Origin of the sequence: Blautia sp. HCP3S3_D9 (assembly GCF_052063845.1) — a bacterium.
Taxonomy (GTDB): Bacteria; Bacillota; Clostridia; order Lachnospirales; family Lachnospiraceae; genus Blautia_A.
On record NZ_JBQHWS010000065.1, the window covers coordinates 1 to 20,822 of the forward strand.

Here is a 20,822-nt window from a genome sequence, read left to right on the forward strand (position 1 = left end):
TATCGTGCTAGGGCTTCTTCGTAGAAAGGGGCGAAGACGTTTGGGTAAAACAAAACGTGACCAAAAACGACGGGATAAAAAAGGTCGAATTTTACGAAACGGAGAAAGTCAGAGAAAAGATGGAAGATATGCGTTTGTATATACAGATTGTTATGGAAAGCAGAAGTTTTTGTATAGTTGGAAATTAGAGCCAACAGATTCTCTGCCAACTGGATGCAGACCATGCTTAGCTCTAAGGGAAAAAGAAAAGAATATCCAAAGAGATTTACATGATGGTATAGTACCTTACGGAGGAAATTTAACAGTTTTGGATTTGGTTCAAAAATATATTGGACAAAAAAAGGGGGTTCGTCATAATACTCAGGCGAACTATGATTTTGTGATCAATATAATAAAAAAAGAAGAATTCGGAACCAGAAGAATAGATAAAATAAAATTGTCGGATGCAAAAGCATGGTTTATTAAGCTGCAAGCAGATGGAAGAGGATACAGTTCCATTCACAGTGTGCGTGGAATTGTAAGACCTGCATTTCAGATGGCAGTTGAAGATGATTTACTGCGCAAGAATCCTTTTGAATTTCAATTATGTACAGTTGTCGTAAATGACAGTGTTACAAGACAGGCAATTACAAAAGAACAGGAAGAGTTATTTCTGGAGTTTATCCGAAATGATGACCATTACTCAAAATACTATAATGGAATGTTTATTTTGTTTAAGACTGGACTTCGTATTTCTGAGTTTTGTGGATTGACAGTGAAAGATATTGATCTTCAGGAGAGAAAAATCAATGTGAATCATCAGCTTCAGAGAACCAGAGGAATGCAGTACGTCATTGAAGATACCAAAACTTCAAGTGGAACACGAATGTTGCCGATGACAGATGAAGTTTATGAATGTTTTGAACAGATTGTGAAAAACCGTAAAAAAGTAAGGGTTGAGCCGATTATAGATGGATATAGTCGATTCTTATTCCTGGATAAAAAAGATATGCCTGAGGTAGCACTCCATTGGGAAAAACATTTTCAGTGGGCGTTAGGAAAGTATAATCGTACTCATGAGGAACAAATGCCAAAGATCACGCCTCATGTATGTAGGCATACATATTGTTCTAATATGGCGAAAGCTGGAATGAATCCGAAAGCACTCCAATATTTAATGGGACATTCTGATATAGGGGTTACGTTAAATGTATATACGCATCTGGGATTAATTGATGCAAAAGAAGAGATGAATAGGATTGCAAAACTGGCATAGTATGATAAAATAATAGAAAAAAGAATTAAGAATAATCTGATTATAAGGTTCTTAGAAAGCCTGTTTTCCAGGCTGATTATTACTAAGAAGTTACTAAATTTGGATAAGAAAATATACGAATTTATGCTGTGATATGCAGGAAAATGACAGGATTGAAGATTATCGGAAAATGCCTGCAAACAGCGTAAATACAGCATTTCAAGGAGTTTTAAGCAATGATAAGTGTGTTATTTGTCTGCCACGGCAATATCTGCCGCTCACCAATGGCAGAATTCATTTTTAAAGACATGGTTTCTAAACAAGGTCTTTCAGACAGGTTTTATATCGCATCTGCTGCAACCAGCACCGAGGAAATCTGGAATGGAATTGGGAATCCGGTATATCCGCCGGCGAGAGAGGAGCTGGCGAAGCATGGAATCGGTTGTAAGGGCAAACGTGCGGTGCAGCTGACGAAGGAAGATTATGATAAGTACGATTATATTCTTGGCATGGATCACTGGAATTTGAAGAATATGCTGAGAATATTGAAATCTGATCCGGAAGGAAAAGTAAAGCTCCTGCTGGATTATAGTGATCATCCAAGAGATATCGCAGACCCGTGGTATACAGGTGGATTTGATGTCACATATTCAGATGTAGTGGAGGGCTGTGAGGCTTTTCTGAAATATCTGAAAGATAGAAAGAAACTGTAAAATGTTTTGTCGATGAAATTTACTTTACAAATAGCTGGGACTATTCTATACTATGTCTACAGCGACTCTTAAGGGGGCTTTCGCTCCCTTATTTCTTTTTCCCGAAAGGGAGTCAACATTCAAATCAAGGGCATCCTGCCCGCATTATTTTCAAAGTAAAGAAAGGAAACTGAATATGCAGAAAGACTATGAAACATTCGTAGAGAAACTAGAGATTGGTATTTATGAGGCTACAGGAATTCCAAGAGAGAATATTTCTTTTGAGAAAGAAGGCGGGAGGTTTGCGCCTGTAGGGGACAGACTGCTGGTGAAGTTTGCTGAACATGATGATGCATGGGAAGTCTGTGGACTTTATACCCAGGAACTTTTTAATTCTTACCAGAGTGGCACTTCTTTTGAAGAGATTATGACCGAAATTACGGATGATCTGAAACGAATCAAGAAAGCAGATATTTATGAGAAGACAAGGGTGATCAAAGATTACGAGAAAACGAAACCACGTCTGTTTATTCGATTGTTAAATGCAAATAAGTATAAAGCAGATCTGCAGGATGCAGTTTATAAGACTCTGGGCGATATTGCGTTGGTTCTTTATATGAAAGTTACAGAATATGAGGGATGTGTGACAAGTACGAAAATTCGCCTGGGAATGCTGGAACAGTGGGGAAAAGACTGCGACGAGGTATTTAAAGAGGCTCTTCTTAATACCTATTTTATGAGTCCACCGAGAATCTACAGATGGGAACAGATGATTTTTAATCCGGAGTATGAAGGGGAAAGCTTCATGAATCTGGGAGATAAATGTGAACTGAAGAAGGATGCAATGGGAAACTGCCTGAGTACTACTAAGAAGACGAACGGAGCGGTTGCAGTGTTCCTGCCGGGAGTGGCAGAGCAATTGGCGTATATGCTGGATTCGGATTTCTATATGGTATTTACTAGTGTACATGAGGTAATGATCCACAATGATAGATTTGTGGAACCTGAAGATCTGCAGTGTGTTCTGCAAGATACAATTAAGGAGGCAACGCCTAAGGAAGATTATCTGACATCAAGAATTTATCAGTATAATCGGGAAACACATAAATTCATTTGCGTAACTTCGTTGGATGATAAAGAATAAAAGTAATCATAAAATATAAAAAGAAAACCGATATTTATGAAAACAGCAGAAAACCAGTACGCAGACAAGTTGGAAAGAGACGCAGCGGCTGCGGTAACCAGCAATAACACAGAAACAAGAAATTTAGATATGAGATTGTTCAAAAATCAACTGGTTGGTACATTAGCCTGATAAAAAAGGACTTTAAAATCTGAAAAATGAGAGCACTCCACTAAAGAGTACTCTCATATAAAAGAAATGTTTTAATAATATTTTTGGTAATTATCCAAGCAGTGCAGAGTCATTACTGAACTCTTCTCCGCTGGCGCGTTCAAACTGATCGAGAAGATCTTTGACAGTCAGTTTCTTCTTTTCTTCGCCCTGAATATCCAGAATAATTTTACCTTCCATCATCATGATCAGGCGGTTACCGTGTGCAATAGCGTCTTTCATGTTGTGGGTGATCATCAGAGTTGTGAGATGATCACGGTTTACGATCATATCAGTAATCTCGAGAACCTTTGCTGCTGTCTTAGGATCGAGGGCAGCAGTATGCTCATCCAGAAGCAGCAGTTTGGGTTTCTGAAGAGTTGCCATGAGAAGGGTAAGCGCCTGTCTCTGACCACCGGAGAGGAGACCTACTTTAGAAGTAAGTCTGTCTTCCAGACCAAGTCCGAGGATTTTTAACAATTCTCTGTATTCTTCTCGTTCTGCTTTTGTGATTCCCGGACGAAGAAGACGGGATTTTCCACGACGTTTGGCAAGGGCAAGGTTTTCTTCAATACCCATGGTACCGGCAGTTCCTGTCATCGGATCCTGGAATACACGACCAAGATAAGCGGCACGTTTATGTTCGGAAAGCTTGGTGACATCAATGTTATCGATAAGAATCTGACCTTCATCAACTGGCCAAGTTCCTGCAACTGCATTTAACATAGTAGATTTACCGGCACCATTTCCACCGATAACTGTTACGAAATCGCCCTCATTCAGCTTCAGGTTCAGTCCGTTTAGGGCACGTTTCTCATTGATAGTACCCGGATTAAAAGTTTTATAGATATTTTTAAGCTCCAGCATGATTATTTACCTCCCCTTTTTACTGGTTTGTTGAAGTATTTGCCTTTCCAGTATGGGAATGCGAGGAAGAGGGCAACCACGATCGCAGACAGCATTTTCAGCAGGTCTGTGTCAATACCCATCCAGATAACGACCTGAAGTACCAGATAGTACAGGATGGAACCAAGGATAACAGCTGTCAGGCGAAGAGCAAAGTTGCGGAAAATACGACCGAAGATTGCTTCACCGATAATAACAGCAGCCAGACCGATAACGATAGAACCACGTCCCATGTTGACGTCTGCGAATCCCTGATACTGTGCAAGGAGTGCACTGGAAAGTCCTACCAGACCATTGGAGATCATAAGTCCGAGAACTTTATTCATGTTGGTGTTGATACCCTGTGCACGGGACATATTTGGGTTACATCCAGTTGCACGGAGAGAACATCCAAGCTCTGTTCCGAAGAACCAGTACAGAATGGCGATCAATACGATGCACATAACTGCTACGATAAAGATGGTGTTCTTGGAAAGGGATGTATTTTTAATATGACGCAGGGAAACCAGAAGATTATATTTATCAACATTGATGGCCTGATTGGCCTTTCCCATAATCTTCAAATTGACGGAATACAGAGACAGCTGGGTCAGGATTCCGGCAAGGATTGCAGGGATTCCCATAAATGTATGGAAAATTCCGGTTACAAGACCGGCAAGCATTCCGGCGAGGGTAGCTGCCAGCATAGAAATCCAGACGTTGTGTCCGGAGAGCATCATCATAATACATACTGCACCGCCGGTACACATTGTACCGTCAACGGTAAGGTCTGCGATGTCGAGAATACGGAATGTAAGATAAACACCGATTGCCATGATTCCCCAGATCAGACCCTGTGCGACTGCACCCGGAAGTGCAGCGATTAATGTCATAATTTGCATTTGTAATTTCCTCCTGTTGAGATGCGAAAAGCGAGAGAGACATAAATGCCTTTCCCGCTGATCGTATATAAGTTAAATTTTTGTTCAGAATTATTCAGCAGCTTCTTCAGTAGCATCATCTTCTGCAGTTTCATCAGCGGATTCGTCTGCTGCGTCTGCGTCATCAGATGCTTCTTCTGTGTCATCAGCAGCTTCTCCGATCGCTACATAATCGTCCGGAACAGTGATGCCGAGTTCTTCACAGATATCTTTGTTGTATTCTTTTGTGAAATTCGGTGCGTATTCAACTGGCATTGTAGAGATATCCTCGCCGTCTTTTAAGATCTTAACAGCCATCTTACCGGTTGTAACGCCAAGGTCATAGTAGCTGATGGAAAGTGTTGCAACACCGCATCCGCTGCAGATACCTTCTTCACCTGTGATTACCGGAACTTTTGCCGGAAGGCAGATATTGTTGATGATCTCTGTGTTAGATGCAACAGTGTTGTCTGTAGGTACATAGATAACATCACTTGCATCTGCAGCTGTTGTAACAACAGAAGAAAGATCATTGGAATCAGAGAATGCGTAATATTCACATGTGTATCCGAGTTCTTCGAGAGCAGCTTTTACTGTATCTACCTGATACTGGGAGTTTGCCTCTGCGGAGCAGTAGAGAAGTCCGACATTTTTTGCATCCGGGAAGAGTTCGTTAAGCATTGCAGCCTGCTCATCAAGTGGTGCAAGGTCTGCTGTTCCGGAAATATTTCCACCTACAGTTCCGTCGAAATCATCAAGTCCAAGCGCAACACCGTATTCTGTAACAGATGTTCCAAGAATCGGGATATCGCTTGTTCCGGCTGCTGCAGCCTGAAGAGCCGGAGTTGCGTTCGCAAGGATCAGGTCGACATTGTTGGAAACAAAGCTGTTAACGATTGTAGAACAGGTGTTGGAATCGCCCTGTGCGTTCTGCTCATCAAATGTAACTGCGTCTTCACCAAGTTCTTTGGTAACTTCATCTTTGAAGCCCTGTGTTGCAGCGTCAAGAGCTACATGCTGTACAAGCTGGCAGATACCGATCGTATATGTATCTCCGTCAGCAGCACTTGCTGTTACTGCGCATGTTCCCATTGCCATAACTGCTGCAAGAGTAATTGCTAATGCTTTTCTTTTCATATTTATATATCCTCCTGATAAATAATTTTTATACCAAATGGCTTTAATGGTTTAAAGTATAACGCTTTAATACCTAAAAGTCAAGCGGATTGCACAATAATATTTCTCTTACATATAGTATACAGAGGAAGTGAATAAAGGCAGAGTGTCATTATGGCATATTCGATCATGCTGGATGCAGGTCATGGAGGCCAGGATCCGGGTGCTGTATATAAAGGAAGACAGGAAAAAAACGACAATCTCAGGCTTGCACTTGCTGTAGGAGAAATCTTAAAGAACAATGGAATCGATGTTTCTTATACACGAACTACAGACATTTATCAGACACCATTTGAGAAAGCACAGCTTGCAAATCAGGCAGGTGTGGATTATTTTATTTCATTTCATCGAAATAGTAGTCCAAAAGATAATCAGTATAACGGTGCAGAAGTGCTGATATATGATAAAAGCGGTATTAAATATCAGATGGCGGAGAATATTCTGGGGGCTTTGGGTGAAGTGGGCTTTCGGGAAATTGGTGTGAAAGAACGCCCGGGACTTGTAGTTCTCAGGCGAACCAGAATGCCTGCACTTTTGATCGAAACAGGATTTATTAATTCGGATGACGATAATAAACTGTTTAATGAGAAATTTAATGAGATTGCACAGGGAATTGCAGATGCAATTCTGGGAACGTTGGATAAAGAGACAGTAGAAGAACCACTTTATTATAGAGTACAGACAGGTGTATTTAGAAAGAGAGAGAATGCAGACCGCATGCTGTATGAATTGTTGGAAAAAGGTTATCCGTCATTTCTTTTACATGAAGATGGGTTATATAAAGTGCAGACAGGGGCTTATCAACAGATTAATAATGCAGTAAATATGGAGCAGAGACTCAGAGATGATGGATATAGTACGATTATTGTAACGAAATAATTTAGGCGGATCAGGTAAGCTGCTAATATCCGTTTGAGACCAAAGGAGAGATAAATTTTTTGGCATATTCAGGCAAAAAGACTGCATTACAAAAAGGAGTTATGATATAATTTAACCAAAACTGCGGAGCAGCTTTAGTTATGAGCAAGTAGCGAGGAGGATGATTTTATCCGCTTGACTTAAATCAGCTGCAAAGCAGTAAAAGGGATATTTATCTTTACGGTACAGACAGAAAAAGAGGTAAAACAATGAACAATGCATATATGAATTTTTTAAAAAACGCTGAAGATTTTGTTTTTGTAGAAAATAAACCGGAGAAATCAGATATTATTTTTGTACCCGGGAATAGCTATCCGCAGATGGCAGAGCAGGCGGCAGAACTTTACAGAGCCGGACTGGCGGATTGGGTTTTGCCAAGTGGAAGATATAGCGTGGTAAATGGGAATTTTTCCGGTGTATTAAAGAAACGTGATATTTATAATGGAAACTATGAGACAGAGTGGGAGTTTCTAAAAGATGTTCTTATAAAGAGTGGAGTACCGGAGAAGAAAATCCTGCAGGAAGATCATGCAACTTTTACTTATGAGAATGCAATCCATTCCAGACAGGTGACGGATCAGGCAGGACTAGAGATTAGAAAGGCAATTTTGTGCTGTAAATCTTATCATGCAAGAAGATGTCTGATGTATTATGAGCTTCTGTATCCTGATACAGAATTCTATGTTGTGCCCGTAGATGCAGATGGGATTACCAGAGATAACTGGAGAGAGAATGAAGAAGGAATTGATGCGGTTACAGGAGAACTCTCCAGAATCGTGAAACAGTTTTCACTGATGCTGGAGAGAGACTAAAGTTATTTTTCGGTTTCCGGCTCTTTTTCAGGAAGCCAGATATGGACAAGTTCGATTCGGTTCTTGTCAATACGGTCAACGACTAAACGAATGCCACTTTCCAGAGTGACGGACTGACCATCTTTTGGCAGACAGTCAAGCTGTTCGATAATGTATCCGCCGATAGAGTCGTAATCCTCGGATTCCAGGTGAATGTGGAGGGCATCATTAATGTCATCCAGTTTGGCAGAACCCTGTACGGCATATTCTCTGCCTGGCTGGATTTCTTTGATATCTTCGACTTCATTCTCGTCATATTCATCACGGATTTCACCAACGATCTCTTCAAGCAAGTCTTCCAATGTGACCAGACCGGCAGTAGCACCGTATTCGTCAAGGACGATCGCCAGATTGACGGATGCCTTACGCATTTCGATCATCAGATCTGCGGTAGCTTTGTATTCATAAGTGAAGTATGGTTCACGTAGAATGTTGCGGATCGCAAATGGCTTTTCTTTTGGATAAATGAGGAGATCCTTCATATTAATAATACCGATTACGTTATCTGTATTATCTTCATAGACCGGGAAACGGGTATGCATATCCTCGCTGAAAATAGCCATAAGTTCATCATAGGTACAGTTGATATCTACAAATGTCATATCAATTCGCGGAATCATAACATCTTTTGCAGTGGAATCACCGAAATCGAATACATTATAGATCATCTGTTTTTCTTCGTTTTCGATAATACCATCTTTTTCACCTACATTAACAAGAGTTCGTAGTTCATGTTCGGTCATGGCATTTGTCTTTGCATTCGGGTCAACATGGAAAAGGATCAGCACTCCTGCTGTAATTTTATTTACGATAAATACTACCGGAGTAAGAATAAACATAAGTCCGTAGATGATTCTGGCATAAGCAAGAGAAAGCTTTTCGGCATGGATGGTTGCCATGTTCTTAGGGGTGATTTCACCGAAGATCAAAATCAGCAAGGTCAGGATACCGGTTGCAATTCCAACATAAGCATTGCCAAGAACTTTTATGGTAAGTGTGGTCATAAGAGAAGAAACGGACATATTTACAATGTTGTTTCCAATTAAAACAGCACTGAGCATCTTCGGTGCGTCTGAAATTACTTTTTCCAAAATAATGGCCCGTTTGTCTCCCTGCTCGGAAAGAGACTGTATGCGGATTTTATTTACAGTTGTCATAGCGGTTTCCGCAGAAGAAAAAAAGGAAGAAAGAGCAATCAGTATTACAATTGCTACCGCTTGAAAAATGATACCTGAATCCAATATTTGTTCACTCCTTTACCTGTTAATGATATCTTATTGATGGATTCTTTCAAAAATGTTTAAAGAAAATATACATGATTTCTGGAAAAAAAGCAAGAAAAGAAAAAGTTACAGGCAGACTCCTGTTTTAAGGAATTGTAAAGCATGTTGTCTGGTAGAATATGAACAGTAATAATACCAGAAAATGTAAAAAAAATTAAAGGAAGGGGTGTTGAAAAAGTAAAAGTTGTGTTATAATTCATTCGGTTAAATTCAAAAAAAATATTACAGAATATTTACAAAATAATAAAAGTTTGATAATATATAAATATGCGATATTAACATGTCACATAATATAAGGAGTGCGAAAACTGATTTATGGCAGAGCAATCCTTAGAAATTGGTCGGGAATAGAAAGTTATTGAATCCTGACCTTATGCGATAAAGAATCAAAGTTATAGCCGGGAATAGAAAATTTATAAATTTCGGGCTGGTTTTGAAAGTAATATTTGAAAATGATAGATGAAAATATACAGTTGAACATAAAGGATAAATGTAAACAGAGGTGCGAGATGTCTAATAATACAATTAAAATAAATAAGAATAAATTAACAGGAAAGAAAATGGGAATTCTGGCGGCAGCAGCTTTAACAGCAACACTGATCGGAGGAAGTGTGCCGGTTGTCACAGAACCTGTCAGTGCAACAGAAGCACAGGAGAGTACATCAGGTACAGTAATACCGGATAATATCACAATTGACCAGCCGACAGAACTTGCAAATGTCAGTCTTCCTATAACTGAGTATGGGACTTTTGAATGGGCAGATGGAAGTTTTGTTCCGACGGAGAAAGTACAGGCATGCGAAGTACTGCTCATTCCAGGAGAGGGACAGGATTTAAGTCATGTAGATGGATGGAATCCGGAGGCAGGAGCTGTGGTCGGATATATCAATGTGGTAGTAAATGGCAGTGATGACGCAGACAAAGAGAAGACTGATGATGCAGAAGCTCCGTCAGAGGATCCTGAGATTACAGAAACACCGTCAGAAACTCCTGCTGCTGAGAAAGAGGATAAAGAGAATAAAGATATCGAAAACGATAAGAAAAGTGCGGACGAGAAAGAGAATAAAGACAATAGCAAAGAGGAAACAGGTGACACCAAAGACGAAACTAAGAATGATAAAGATTCTTCAGATGAAGAAGTTACAGGTAAATTAGAACCTGTGGAGGATCCTGAGCAGGATAAAGATAATACGGAAGATACTTCAGATGATAAGAACAGCGGAGATGACAATATTTTTGACAATCCGGTACTGCCAGATGAGAAAGATGACCGCCCGACTGATGCAGAGGATGATCTTTCAGAGGAAGAGAAAGAGGCAAGAGCTGAAGTTAACCATACCTGTGATGGAATTACAGTAAGCGGTATTAATCTTCCTTGGTATGTTCAGTTCAGAGTATCCAGCGGAGACAGCTATCAGTTTACCAATGAATCAGATGCAATGATCTTTCAGTCTTATGAATTTGAACTCTGGGATCTGCAGAATGATACAGAATATGAGATTCCAAGTGGAGAGTATATCAGTGTAACTGTCCCGGTAAAATCAGGATATCAGTATACGATCGAACATTTGCTGGATAATGGAGCAACTGAAACGATTATTCCAAGTGTAGATGATAATATCATGGTATTCAGTACACATTCCTTTAGCCCATTTGGTATTGCGGGAAGCAGACAGCTGGTAGGCCCTGATGGAGGAGAGGATACTGACGCTTCCGATTCTGAGACAGTGACACCTACACCGACATCAGCGGCAAATTCTACATCTGCACAGGAACAGTCTTCTAATTCAGAAAGTACAGGGACAGTATCTGTGAATGATGATTCAGATAACAGCAGCAATGCTTCTTCTTCACAGACCGACAATACAGCAGCAAATGAGACTACAAAGAATAACAATGCAGTAAATACTGGGGATACAACTACTATTCTTCCATTTGTAATTCTTGTGGCAGCTGCGGCAGTGATCATTGGTGTGGTTGTATTTATTAAGAAGAAAAAGAAATAAGGCATTGCTGAAGAAAAGGTACAATAAAATATATCATGAGATGAATGCAAAATAACGGCAATGAAGTAATAAAGTAAAAAACGTGAATAACACATATTTTCTTTCCATATAGTTTAACAGGAGGGAAGTATATGAAAGTCAGAGTGGTTTTAAAGTCATTATTATTTGCATATGCATTAACTGGTGTTGCACTGTTGCTCCTGGCATTTCTTCTGTTCACTTTTGATCTTGGTGAAACAGCGGTAGATGCGGGAATCATTGTGGTTTATGTACTTGCGTGTTTTATGGGAGGCTTTATGGCGGGCAGGATCATGCGCAGAGATAAATATCTGTGGGGTGTTGCTACAGGACTGACCTACTATGTATTATTGCTGGCAGTTTCTTTTGCGGTAAAGGGCCGGTGGGACATGAGTATGGCTCATGCAGTCACCACATTTTTCATGTGCGCAGGCGGCGGAACCCTTGGGGGAATGCTGTCGTAAAAAAAAGCTTTCAAAATTAAAAAATATATGATATACTATGCCAAGAATATAATTACATAAGGAGGATAGAGTTATGGAACATATCAAAACCCTGAATACAAAGAACTTACAGAACACAGTAAAGAAAGGTGGATGTGGCGAGTGCCAGACTTCCTGCCAGTCCGCATGTAAGACTTCCTGTACAGTAGGAAACCAGAGCTGCGAGCAGAAATAAGATCAGCTATGGAGAAATGAGATAAGCAGCGGAGTGAGAGTGCTCCGCTGCTTATCTTACGCTTAGAAAGGATTTTTGTTAAAATAAGTCTGATTCACCGTTACAAAAGCAATGGCTTCAATATCGTACTTGACATCAACAGTGGATGTATCCATCTGGTAGATGAAGTTACATATGAGGTTCTTCCGTATCTGGAAGAAGGCCTTGATGCAGAAGCTATTGCAGAGAAACTGGGAAACAAATATAAGAAAGAAGATATCGAAACATCTGTAAAAGAATGTAACAAGCTGAAAGAAGATGGAATGCTTTTTACAAAAGATGTTTACGAGAATGTAATTGAAGAATTTTCAAACAACCGGCAGACCGTTGTAAAAGCATTGTGCCTGCACATTGCGCATGACTGCAATCTGGCCTGCCGCTATTGTTTTGCCGAAGAAGGCGAATATCACGGCAGAAGAGCCCTGATGTCCTACGAAGTCGGCAAGAAAGCGTTGGATTTCCTGATCGCCAATTCCGGGTCCAGAAGAAATCTGGAAGTAGACTTCTTTGGCGGCGAGCCGCTGATGAACTGGAAAGTTGTAAAAGATCTGGTCAAATACGGCAGAGAGCAGGAGAAGCTTCATAATAAGAAGTTCCGTTTCACTTTAACAACAAATGGAGTTCTCCTGAATGATGAAGTAATGGAATTCTGCAACAAAGAGATGGGCAACGTTGTACTCAGCGTAGACGGACGTAAGGAAGTACACGATTACATGCGTCCATTCAGAAAAGGTGCGGGAAGCTATGATCTGATCATGCCAAAGTTCCAGAAGTTTGCGGACTCCAGAAATCAGGACAAGTATTATGTAAGAGGTACTTTTACTCATCATAATCTTGATTTCTCCAAGGATGTGCTTCATCTGGCAGATCTTGGATTCAAACAGATCTCTGTAGAGCCTGTAGTTGCGGCTGACACAGAGGAATATGCGATCCGTGAGGAGGATATCCCACAGATCATGGAAGAATATGATACTCTTGCAAAAGAAATGATCAAGAGAGAGAAAGAAGGAAAAGGATTTAACTTCTTCCACTTTATGATCGACCTTACAGGCGGTCCTTGCGTATACAAGAGACTGTCAGGCTGTGGCTCAGGAACAGAGTACCTGGCTGTAACACCCTGGGGTGATTTTTACCCATGTCACCAGTTCGTTGGTGAAGAACAGTATCTCATGGGAAATGTAGACGAAGGTATCACAAAACCGGAGATCCAGAAGGAATTCGGCGGATGCAACGTTTACACAAAGAAAGACTGCAAGGACTGCTTCGCGCGTTTCTACTGCAGCGGTGGATGTGCAGCAAATGCATTCCATTTCCAGGGAGATATCAAAGGCAATTATGAAATCGGATGCGAGCTCCAGAGAAAACGTGTGGAGTGCGCTATCATGATAAAAGCCGCACTGGCATGTGATTAGTGGACAGAATTCTGTCTGACTGATACCGCCGTCGGCTGTTATCATAACAGAAAATGGCTGGCAGGCGGATGAACATGACCGCGGACAAAAAATCAAGAAGGGAAAAGAACTATGAAAAAAAGTAAAGGAATCGTAGTGCTGCTTCTGACACTGATCCTGACTGTGTTCTTTTGCTTTACTGCAGCCGTAGGTATCGGTCCTACCGGAACCGGTGCAGCAAAACATATCAACACAGGTCTTGATCTTGCCGGTGGTGTCAGCATTACCTACCAGGCCAAGGAGAGCAATCCGACAAGCGAAGAGATGTCAGATACGATCTACAAGCTCCAAAAGCGTGTAGAGCAGTACAGTACAGAGGCTCAGGTATACCAGGAAGGATCAGACCGTATTACAGTTGAAATCCCTGGTGTTACAGATGCAGATACTATTCTGAATGATCTGGGTAAACCAGGTTCCCTGTATTTCATCACAAAAGAAGATGCTGACGGAAACCAGAACTTTACTACAGGACAGGACGGATATGTTCTCTCCAGAAGTATGGATGAGATCAAAGAATCCGGAAGTGTTGTTCTGGAAGGTTCTGATGTGGCAGATGCACAGGGTGGTGCCATCCAGAATCAGAGCACAAGCGCAAAGGAATACGTTGTAAGCCTTACACTTACTTCTGACGGAGACAACAGCGGTAAAGAGAAATTTGCAGAAGCTACAAAGAACAATGTAGGCAAGCAGATCGCTATCGTATATGATAATAACATCATCAGTGCTCCGAACGTAAATGAAGAGATCTCCGGTGGAAAAGCACAGATCAGCGGAATGTCTGACCTGGAGGAAGCGCAGAACCTTGCTTCTTATATCCGTATCGGTTCTCTGGGACTTGAACTGGAAGAACTTCGTTCCAGTGTTGTAGCTGCACAGCTTGGTGAGGAAGCAATCTCTACAAGTGTTCTTGCAGGCGCGATCGGTCTGATCATTGTTATTATCTTCATGATCATTGTATACCGTGTACCTGGTGTAGTTGCTGGTGTTGCACTGATCCTTTATACATCATTAATGCTGATTACTCTGAATGCCTTTGATATTACTCTTACCCTGCCGGGTATCGCAGGTATTATCCTTGGTATTGGTATGGCGGTAGATGCCAACGTTATTATTTATGCACGTATCCGTGAAGAAATCGGTGCAGGCGTATCTGTAAGAAATTCCATCAAGTCCGGTTTCAGCAAAGCTTTCTCCGCAATCTTCGATGGAAATATTACAACCCTGATCGCATCCTTCGTACTGATGTGGCTTGGATCCGGTACTGTTAAGGGATTTGCTTATACACTTGCCCTTGGTATCGTAATCTCCATGTTTACAGCACTGGTTGTATCCAGATTTGTTGTAAATGCCCTTTATGCAGTTGGCGTACGTGATCCGAAATTCTACGGATCTACAAAAGAACGTAAACCAGTGGATTTCCTTGGAAAGAAGAAAGTATTCTTTATTATTTCCATTATCCTGATCCTTTGCGGACCGATAGCAATGTTTGCCAATTCACATGCTGGAAATAAAGCATTAAACTATAGCCTTGAGTTCTCAGGCGGTACATCTACAACCGTTACATTTAACGAAGATATGGATATTAAGACTATTGATTCCGAAGTAACTCCTGTTGTAGAAGATGTCACAGGTGACAAGAATGTTCAGCCTACAAAAGTAGTCGGGACAAATCAGGTTGTGATCAAGACACGTTCTCTGAATCAGAGCGAGCGTGAAGCACTTCAGAATGCTCTGGTTGAGAAATTCGGTGTAGATGACAGCACAATCTCCACAGAGAGTATTTCTTCTACAGTAAGTAAGGAAATGCGTCAGGATGCGATCGTAGCCGTTATCGTAGCTACAATCTGCATGCTTCTTTACATCTGGTTCAGATTCAAAGATATCCGTTTTGCAAGCAGTGCGGTACTTGCACTTCTGCATGACGTTCTGGTTGTACTTGCATTCTACGCGATCGCTAGAGTATCAGTAGGTAACACATTTATTGCCTGCATGCTTACAATCGTAGGTTACTCAATCAATGCAACTATCGTTATCTTTGACCGTATCCGTGAGAATCTGCAGAGTGGTTCACGCGAGAATCTGGCAGAGATCGTAAATACAAGTATCACTCAGACACTTACAAGAAGTATCTATACTTCTTTCACAACCTTTGTTATGGTAGCTGTTCTTTATATCATGGGTGTATCTTCTATCCGTGAATTTGCAGCACCTCTGATGGTTGGTGTTCTTGTTGGGGCATATTCTTCTGTATGCATTACAGGTGCATTATGGTATGTAATGAAGAAGAAATTTACAGGAAAAGGACAGCCGGCGATTGCTACAGCCTCCGCATCCGGAAAAACTTCTTCCAAGCCGAAAAAAGCCCGTGATGTATCACAGAAAGACCCGACTCAGCCAAAGAAGAAAAACAGAAAAAGAGTAGCTGAGCGTCTGGCAGCAGAAGAAGCTGCAAAGAATCAGCAGAATGATGATGCTGAATAAAAACAAACATAATAGTCTGGAGAAATGACCAGACAGATATTATCCCGGGGTGTTACAGCCCCGGGATGTTTTAGTAAGGAGAAAATAGATGGAAAAATGGGTAGTGGCTGCGAAGAAAGCCGACTTTAACCAGATCGGTCAGCAGTTTCATATTGATCCGGTGATCGCAAGACTGATCAGAAACAGAGATGTGATCGGAGATGAGAAGATAAGAGAATATCTGCTTGGAACAGTAGATGAGATCCCATCTCCCTGGCTGATGAAAGATATGGAGAAGGCGGTAGACATCCTGAAGAAAAAAATACAGCAGCAGGCAAGAATTCGTATTATCGGAGATTATGATATTGATGGTGTGACCTCTACATACATTCTGCTGAAAGGTCTGACAAGGATTGGCGCAGATGTGGATACTTACATTCCGGACAGAGTAGCTGACGGATACGGGATCCATGAACATCTTATAGACAGAGCCGAAGCAGACGGAATAGATACGATCGTAACCTGCGATAATGGAATTGCTGCCGCTGCAGAGATTCAGACAGCGAAGGATAAAGGAATGGCAGTGATTGTCACAGACCACCATGAGATCCCTTACAGAGAAGAAAACGGCGAACGTAAAGTGATCCTGCCGCCGGCAGATGCGATCCTGAATCCGAAGCAGTATGACTGCCCATACCCAAATAAGAATTTATGCGGCGCAGTGGTAGCTTTTAAATATATCACTGCCCTTTATGAATGTTTCGACGTACCGCAAAAAGAACTGGAAGACTACTATGAACTGGTTGCCATTGCAACAGTAGGGGATGTCATGGATCTTCAGGGAGAGAACAGAATCCTGGTAAAAGAAGGTCTGCGCCGTCTTAAAAATACGAAAAACAAAGGTCTGCAGGAGCTGATACGTGCCAATGCCCTTGAAGACGCAAGGATCACAGCTTATCATATCGGCTTTGTACTTGGTCCATGTATCAATGCCAGTGGCAGACTGGATACAGCGGCTCGTTCCCTTGCACTTCTGAATGCACAGACAAAGGAAGAAGCAGCGAAACTTGCCGGGGACTTGACAGCTTTGAATCAGAGCAGAAAAGCCCTTACAGAAAAAGGAAAGGAAGAAGCAATCCAGCTGATAGAGACAACAGAACTGAAGAATGACAGAGTGCTGGTAGTCTATCTTCCGGACTGTCATGAGAGTCTTGCGGGTATCATAGCCGGAAGGATCAGGGAAAAATATCATAAACCGGCCTTTGTGTTGACAAAAGGTGAAAAAAGCGCGAAAGGCAGCGGCAGGTCCATAGAAAGCTATTCCATGTACGAGGAACTGGTAAAATGTGCAGATCTGATGGTGCAGTTCGGCGGTCATCCGATGGCAGCAGGACTTTCTATAGAGGAGGAGAATATAGAGAAGTTCCGCAGACAGTTAAATGAAAACTGTACACTGACGGAAGAAGACCTGCGGCCAAAAGTCGTGATTGATGTGCCAATGCCGGTTTCTTATATTACAAAAGAACTGATAGAACAGATCTCATTGCTGGAACCTTTTGGAAAAGGAAATACCAAGCCGATCTTTGCACAAAAAGGCCTGAGAGTGCTTGACAGCAGTATTATCGGGAAAAATAAGAATGTAGTGAAGTTAAAACTTCTTGATCCGCAGGGCGTTACTATGGAAGGAATCTATTTTGGAGAAGCAGAAGATTTTGCGAACTTTATCAGACAAAAAGACACTATTTCTGTCACCTATTACCCGGAGATTAATCGGTTCAGAGGCCGGGAAAGTCTGCAGATCATTATTCAGAACTATTGTTAAAACCGACTTTGCGCATATGAACAGCAACTTGATTCTGATATAAAAAGGTGATATACTATAAAATATTTATGAGTTAATAGATTATTTGACTAAATTGAATAACTATAAAAGGCACTGGAGGAGAAACGAAATGAAGAAAATTGAAGATTACGTAGTAAGTATACCGGATTTCCCGGAACCGGGGATTATTTTCAGAGATATTACAAGCGTTCTGCAGGATGCAGATGGACTGCAGCTGGCAATTGACTCCATGCAGGACTGCCTGAAGGATGTAGATGTGGATGTAGTTGCAGGAACAGAGTCCAGAGGATTTATCTTTGGTGTGCCGATCGCATACAATCTTCATAAACCATTCGTACCGATCCGTAAGAAAGGCAAACTTCCGAGAGAAACCGTATCTGCAAGCTATGATCTGGAATATGGCAGTGCAGAGATCGAGATGCATAAAGATTCTATCAAACCTGGTCAGAAAGTAGTCATCGTTGATGACCTGATCGCAACAGGCGGCACCATCGAAGCTGCAATTAAGCTTGTAGAGGAGCTTGGCGGTGAAGTAGTCAAAGTTGTATTCCTGATGGAACTTGCAGGATTAAAAGGACGTGAGAGACTGAAAGGATATGATGTATCATCAGTAATTTGTTACGACGGTAAATAAGCACAGCTGATTGTGCAGGACAGGCAGGTGGGAGCATATGGCAGAAATGACTAAGAGTACAGAAGCAAAGAAAGACGAAATGCAGGTTGAGAAAGAGAAACTGGAATCTGTAAAGAGGGCAGATGCCGCAGTAAAGACCATGCACGATTTTACAAGTCCGGAGGTACTTTATAAAGAACTGATAAACAGTGTCCTGAAGTATCATCCGTCAACAGATATCTCCATGATCGAGAAAGCATACAGGGTGGCAAGTGAGGCTCATGAAGGACAGAAGAGAAAGTCCGGAGAGCCATATATCATCCATCCTTTGTGTGTGGCGATCATTCTGGCGGATCTGGAACTTGACAAGGAAACAATCGTGGCAGGTCTTCTTCATGATGCAGTTGAGGATACCTGGATGACTTATGAGGAAGTTGAGAAGGAGTTTGGATCAGAGGTTGCACTTCTCGTAGATGGTGTTACCAAGCTGGGACAGCTGTCTTATTCCGCGGATAAAGTAGAAGTTCAGGCTGAGAACCTCAGAAAGATGTTCCTTGCCATGGCGAAGGATATCCGTGTTATTCTGATCAAGCTTGCAGACCGTCTCCACAATATGCGTACCCTGCAGTATATGCGCCCTGAGAAACAGCAGGAGAAAGCCAGAGAGACTATGGATATCTATGCTCCGATCGCCATGCGTCTCGGTATTTCCAAGATCAAAGTAGAGCTGGATGACCTGTCACTGAAATATCTGAAACCGGATGTCTACTATGATCTGGTAGAGAAAGTTGCTCTGCGAAAGAGTGACAGAGAGAAGTTCGTAGGTGCCATTGTAAAAGAAGTCAAGCAACATATGGAAGATGCCAATATCAAGGCACAGGTAGACGGACGTGTGAAACATTTCTTCAGTATCTATAAAAAGATGGTCAATCAGGACAAGACCATTGACCAGATTTATGACCTGTTTGCAGTTCGTATCCTTGTGGATACTGTAAAGGACTGCTATGCCGCCCTTGGCGTTATCCATGAGATGTATAAGCCAATCCCTGGAAGATTTAAAGACTACATTGCCATGCCGAAACCAAACATGTATCAGTCTCTGCATACCACATTGATCGGACCGAACGGACAGCCGTTTGAGATTCAGATCCGTACTTTTGAGATGCATAAGACTGCCGAGTATGGTATCGCAGCCCACTGGAAATATAAAGAGTCCTCAGATGGCAAAGCTCCTGTAGGAAAGAGCGAAGAGGAGAAGCTGAACTGGCTGCGTCAGATTCTGGAATGGCAGCGTGATATGTCTGACAATAAAGAGTTTATGAGCCTTCTGAAGAATGATCTTGACCTTTTTGCGGACAGTGTTTACTGCTTTACTCCACAGGGAGATGTCAAGACACTGCCGAGTGGTTCCACACCTGTAGACTTTGCATACAGTGTCCACAGTGCTGTAGGAAATAAGATGGTAGGTGCCCGTGTAAATGGCAAACTGGTTCCGATTGAGTATCAGATCAAAAATGGTGACCGTATCGAGATCATCACTTCTCAGAACTCTCAGGGTCCAAGCCGTGACTGGCTGAAATTGGTCAAGAGTACACAGGCAAAGAATAAGATCAACCAGTGGTTTAAGAAAGAATTAAAAGAAGACAATATTCTCAAAGGCAAGGAAATGCTTGCGCAGTATGCCCGTGCCAAAGGATTTAAGATCGTAAATTATAATAAGCCTCAGTATCTGGAGGCTGTTATGAATAAATACGGATTCCGTGACTGGGATTCCGTACTTGCAGCAATCGGTCATGGCGGACTGAAAGAAGGTCAGGTCTTCAATAAGCTGGTAGAAGCTTATGATAAAGAGAATAAGAAAGCCATGACAGACGAGCAGGTGCTTGAAGCTGCATCTGAAACACAGGAGAAGCTGCATATTGCCAAGAGTAAGAGCGGTATTGTAGTAAAAGGTATCCACGATGTTGCAGTTCGTTTCTCCAAGTGCTGTAATCCAATCCCTGGTGATGAGATTGTAGGTTTTGTTACAAGAGGACGTGGAATTACTATCCATCGTACAGACTGTGTCAATGTGCTGAATATGTCCGAGACAGACAGAACCCGACTGATCGAAGCAGAATGGCAGCAGCCTGATACCAAGGAAAAAGAGAAATATATGGCTGAGATCCAGGTTTATGCAAATAACCGTACTGGACTTCTGGTTGACCTTTCCAAGATATTTACAGAGCGTAAGATCGACCTGCGAAGCATCAACAGCCGTACAAATAAGCAGGAGAAAGCAACCATCTCCATGAGTTTTGAGATTGGAAGCAAAGAAGAACTGCGTTCCCTGATCGAGAAGATCCGTCAGGTAGAGAGCATCATCGATGTAGAGAGAACTACCGGCTGATAACAGAAAAGTTACCTGTTGCTGTGAAAGTAT

Annotated in this window: 18 protein-coding genes; 14 read left to right on the plus strand and 4 right to left on the minus strand. The window is 41.7% G+C overall.

Annotation, left to right across the window (positions count from 1 at the left end):
• Window positions 1–4: 4 nt before the first annotated feature.
• The 4 genes from ACTNES_RS12550 to ACTNES_RS12565 all read left to right on the plus strand — a co-directional run bounded on the left by ACTNES_RS12550 (window position 5) and on the right by ACTNES_RS12565 (window position 3,241).
• Complete coding sequence (locus ACTNES_RS12550) at window positions 5–1,255, plus strand: integrase DNA-binding domain-containing protein (RefSeq protein ID WP_373253608.1); 1,251 nt, start codon at window positions 5–7, stop codon at window positions 1,253–1,255.
• A gap of 215 nt (window positions 1,256–1,470) precedes the next feature.
• A complete protein-coding gene (locus tag ACTNES_RS12555; RefSeq protein WP_441039500.1) occupies window positions 1,471–1,947 on the plus strand; it encodes a low molecular weight protein-tyrosine-phosphatase in 477 nt (158 codons plus the stop codon).
• A gap of 175 nt (window positions 1,948–2,122) precedes the next feature.
• Window positions 2,123–3,070, plus strand: coding sequence for a DUF5688 family protein (locus tag ACTNES_RS12560; RefSeq protein WP_291812101.1), 948 nt, complete (start codon window positions 2,123–2,125; stop codon window positions 3,068–3,070).
• A 36-nt stretch (window positions 3,071–3,106) separates the two neighbouring features.
• Window positions 3,107–3,241 carry a hypothetical protein gene (locus ACTNES_RS12565; RefSeq protein ID WP_441039502.1) on the plus strand — a complete coding sequence of 45 codons (135 nt, stop codon included), beginning with the start codon at window positions 3,107–3,109 and terminating at the stop codon, window positions 3,239–3,241.
• Window positions 3,242–3,331: 90 nt separating this feature from the next.
• Here ACTNES_RS12565 and ACTNES_RS12570 read toward each other — a convergent pair whose 3' ends face one another.
• The 3 genes from ACTNES_RS12570 to ACTNES_RS12580 all read right to left on the minus strand — a co-directional run bounded on the left by ACTNES_RS12570 (window position 3,332) and on the right by ACTNES_RS12580 (window position 6,201).
• A complete protein-coding gene (locus ACTNES_RS12570; protein ID WP_216459090.1) occupies window positions 3,332–4,126 on the minus strand; it encodes an ABC transporter ATP-binding protein in 795 nt (264 codons plus the stop codon).
• A gap of 2 nt (window positions 4,127–4,128) precedes the next feature.
• Entirely contained in the window at window positions 4,129–5,046 is a 918-nt protein-coding gene (locus ACTNES_RS12575) for an ABC transporter permease (protein WP_216459089.1), read from the minus strand.
• A 90-nt stretch (window positions 5,047–5,136) separates the two neighbouring features.
• Window positions 5,137–6,201: an ABC transporter substrate-binding protein gene (locus ACTNES_RS12580; RefSeq protein ID WP_291812096.1), complete on the minus strand. Its 1,065-nt coding sequence runs from the start codon at window positions 6,199–6,201 to the stop codon at window positions 5,137–5,139.
• A 153-nt stretch (window positions 6,202–6,354) separates the two neighbouring features.
• Between ACTNES_RS12580 and ACTNES_RS12585 the strand changes: the two genes are divergently transcribed.
• The gene (locus ACTNES_RS12585; protein ID WP_216459087.1) at window positions 6,355–7,119 is read left to right on the plus strand and encodes an N-acetylmuramoyl-L-alanine amidase; all 765 of its coding nucleotides are present in this window, start codon (window positions 6,355–6,357) and stop codon (window positions 7,117–7,119) included.
• 248 nt (window positions 7,120–7,367) lie between these two features.
• Complete coding sequence (locus ACTNES_RS12590; protein ID WP_441039505.1) at window positions 7,368–7,970, plus strand: YdcF family protein; 603 nt, start codon at window positions 7,368–7,370, stop codon at window positions 7,968–7,970.
• Between the two features lie 2 nt (window positions 7,971–7,972).
• On the opposite strand, the gene ACTNES_RS12595 is transcribed toward ACTNES_RS12590, so the two are convergent.
• Complete coding sequence (locus tag ACTNES_RS12595; protein ID WP_291812088.1) at window positions 7,973–9,250, minus strand: HlyC/CorC family transporter; 1,278 nt, start codon at window positions 9,248–9,250, stop codon at window positions 7,973–7,975.
• A gap of 551 nt (window positions 9,251–9,801) precedes the next feature.
• On the opposite strand from ACTNES_RS12595, the gene ACTNES_RS12600 reads away from it, so the two are divergent.
• The 8 genes from ACTNES_RS12600 (at window position 9,802) to ACTNES_RS12635 (ending at window position 20,789) form a co-directional block, all read left to right on the plus strand.
• Window positions 9,802–11,298 carry a hypothetical protein gene (locus ACTNES_RS12600; protein WP_291816176.1) on the plus strand — a complete coding sequence of 499 codons (1,497 nt, stop codon included), beginning with the start codon at window positions 9,802–9,804 and terminating at the stop codon, window positions 11,296–11,298.
• A 131-nt stretch (window positions 11,299–11,429) separates the two neighbouring features.
• A complete protein-coding gene (locus ACTNES_RS12605) occupies window positions 11,430–11,780 on the plus strand; it encodes a TIGR04086 family membrane protein (protein WP_291812082.1) in 351 nt (116 codons plus the stop codon).
• A gap of 73 nt (window positions 11,781–11,853) precedes the next feature.
• On the plus strand, window positions 11,854–11,994 hold the full coding sequence (scfA, locus tag ACTNES_RS12610) for a six-cysteine ranthipeptide SCIFF (protein ID WP_008703734.1): 141 nt from the start codon (window positions 11,854–11,856) through the stop codon (window positions 11,992–11,994).
• A gap of 89 nt (window positions 11,995–12,083) precedes the next feature.
• Window positions 12,084–13,445 carry a thioether cross-link-forming SCIFF peptide maturase gene (gene scfB / locus ACTNES_RS12615; protein WP_441039510.1) on the plus strand — a complete coding sequence of 454 codons (1,362 nt, stop codon included), beginning with the start codon at window positions 12,084–12,086 and terminating at the stop codon, window positions 13,443–13,445.
• A gap of 111 nt (window positions 13,446–13,556) precedes the next feature.
• Window positions 13,557–15,965 carry a protein translocase subunit SecD gene (gene secD, locus ACTNES_RS12620; RefSeq protein ID WP_291812067.1) on the plus strand — a complete coding sequence of 803 codons (2,409 nt, stop codon included), beginning with the start codon at window positions 13,557–13,559 and terminating at the stop codon, window positions 15,963–15,965.
• 88 nt (window positions 15,966–16,053) lie between these two features.
• Window positions 16,054–17,766 (plus strand): single-stranded-DNA-specific exonuclease RecJ, encoded by a 1,713-nt coding sequence (recJ, locus tag ACTNES_RS12625; RefSeq protein WP_291812063.1) that lies wholly within the window; start codon window positions 16,054–16,056, stop codon window positions 17,764–17,766.
• A gap of 130 nt (window positions 17,767–17,896) precedes the next feature.
• Window positions 17,897–18,421: an adenine phosphoribosyltransferase gene (locus ACTNES_RS12630; protein ID WP_216459079.1), complete on the plus strand. Its 525-nt coding sequence runs from the start codon at window positions 17,897–17,899 to the stop codon at window positions 18,419–18,421.
• Between the two features lie 37 nt (window positions 18,422–18,458).
• On the plus strand, window positions 18,459–20,789 hold the full coding sequence (locus ACTNES_RS12635) for a RelA/SpoT family protein (RefSeq protein ID WP_216459078.1): 2,331 nt from the start codon (window positions 18,459–18,461) through the stop codon (window positions 20,787–20,789).
• Window positions 20,790–20,822: the final 33 nt, after the last annotated feature.

Excerpts from the sequence above, each read along its gene's own strand:
- ACTNES_RS12555 (WP_441039500.1), top strand. The coding sequence starts at position 1,471 with ATGATAAGTGTGTTATTTGTCTGCCACGGCAATATCTGCCGCTCACCA.
- ACTNES_RS12560 (WP_291812101.1), top strand. The coding sequence starts at position 2,123 with ATGCAGAAAGACTATGAAACATTCGTAGAGAAACTAGAGATTGGTATT.
- ACTNES_RS12565 (WP_441039502.1), top strand. The coding sequence starts at position 3,107 with ATGAAAACAGCAGAAAACCAGTACGCAGACAAGTTGGAAAGAGACGCA.
- ACTNES_RS12570 (WP_216459090.1), bottom strand. The coding sequence starts at position 4,126 with ATGCTGGAGCTTAAAAATATCTATAAAACTTTTAATCCGGGTACTATC.
- ACTNES_RS12575 (WP_216459089.1), bottom strand. The coding sequence starts at position 5,046 with ATGCAAATTATGACATTAATCGCTGCACTTCCGGGTGCAGTCGCACAG.
- ACTNES_RS12580 (WP_291812096.1), bottom strand. The coding sequence starts at position 6,201 with ATGAAAAGAAAAGCATTAGCAATTACTCTTGCAGCAGTTATGGCAATG.
- ACTNES_RS12585 (WP_216459087.1), top strand. The coding sequence starts at position 6,355 with ATGGCATATTCGATCATGCTGGATGCAGGTCATGGAGGCCAGGATCCG.
- ACTNES_RS12590 (WP_441039505.1), top strand. The coding sequence starts at position 7,368 with ATGAACAATGCATATATGAATTTTTTAAAAAACGCTGAAGATTTTGTT.
- ACTNES_RS12600 (WP_291816176.1), top strand. The coding sequence starts at position 9,802 with ATGTCTAATAATACAATTAAAATAAATAAGAATAAATTAACAGGAAAG.
- ACTNES_RS12605 (WP_291812082.1), top strand. The coding sequence starts at position 11,430 with ATGAAAGTCAGAGTGGTTTTAAAGTCATTATTATTTGCATATGCATTA.
- scfA (WP_008703734.1), top strand. The coding sequence starts at position 11,854 with ATGGAACATATCAAAACCCTGAATACAAAGAACTTACAGAACACAGTA.
- secD (WP_291812067.1), top strand. The coding sequence starts at position 13,557 with ATGAAAAAAAGTAAAGGAATCGTAGTGCTGCTTCTGACACTGATCCTG.
- recJ (WP_291812063.1), top strand. The coding sequence starts at position 16,054 with ATGGAAAAATGGGTAGTGGCTGCGAAGAAAGCCGACTTTAACCAGATC.
- ACTNES_RS12630 (WP_216459079.1), top strand. The coding sequence starts at position 17,897 with ATGAAGAAAATTGAAGATTACGTAGTAAGTATACCGGATTTCCCGGAA.
- ACTNES_RS12635 (WP_216459078.1), top strand. The coding sequence starts at position 18,459 with ATGGCAGAAATGACTAAGAGTACAGAAGCAAAGAAAGACGAAATGCAG.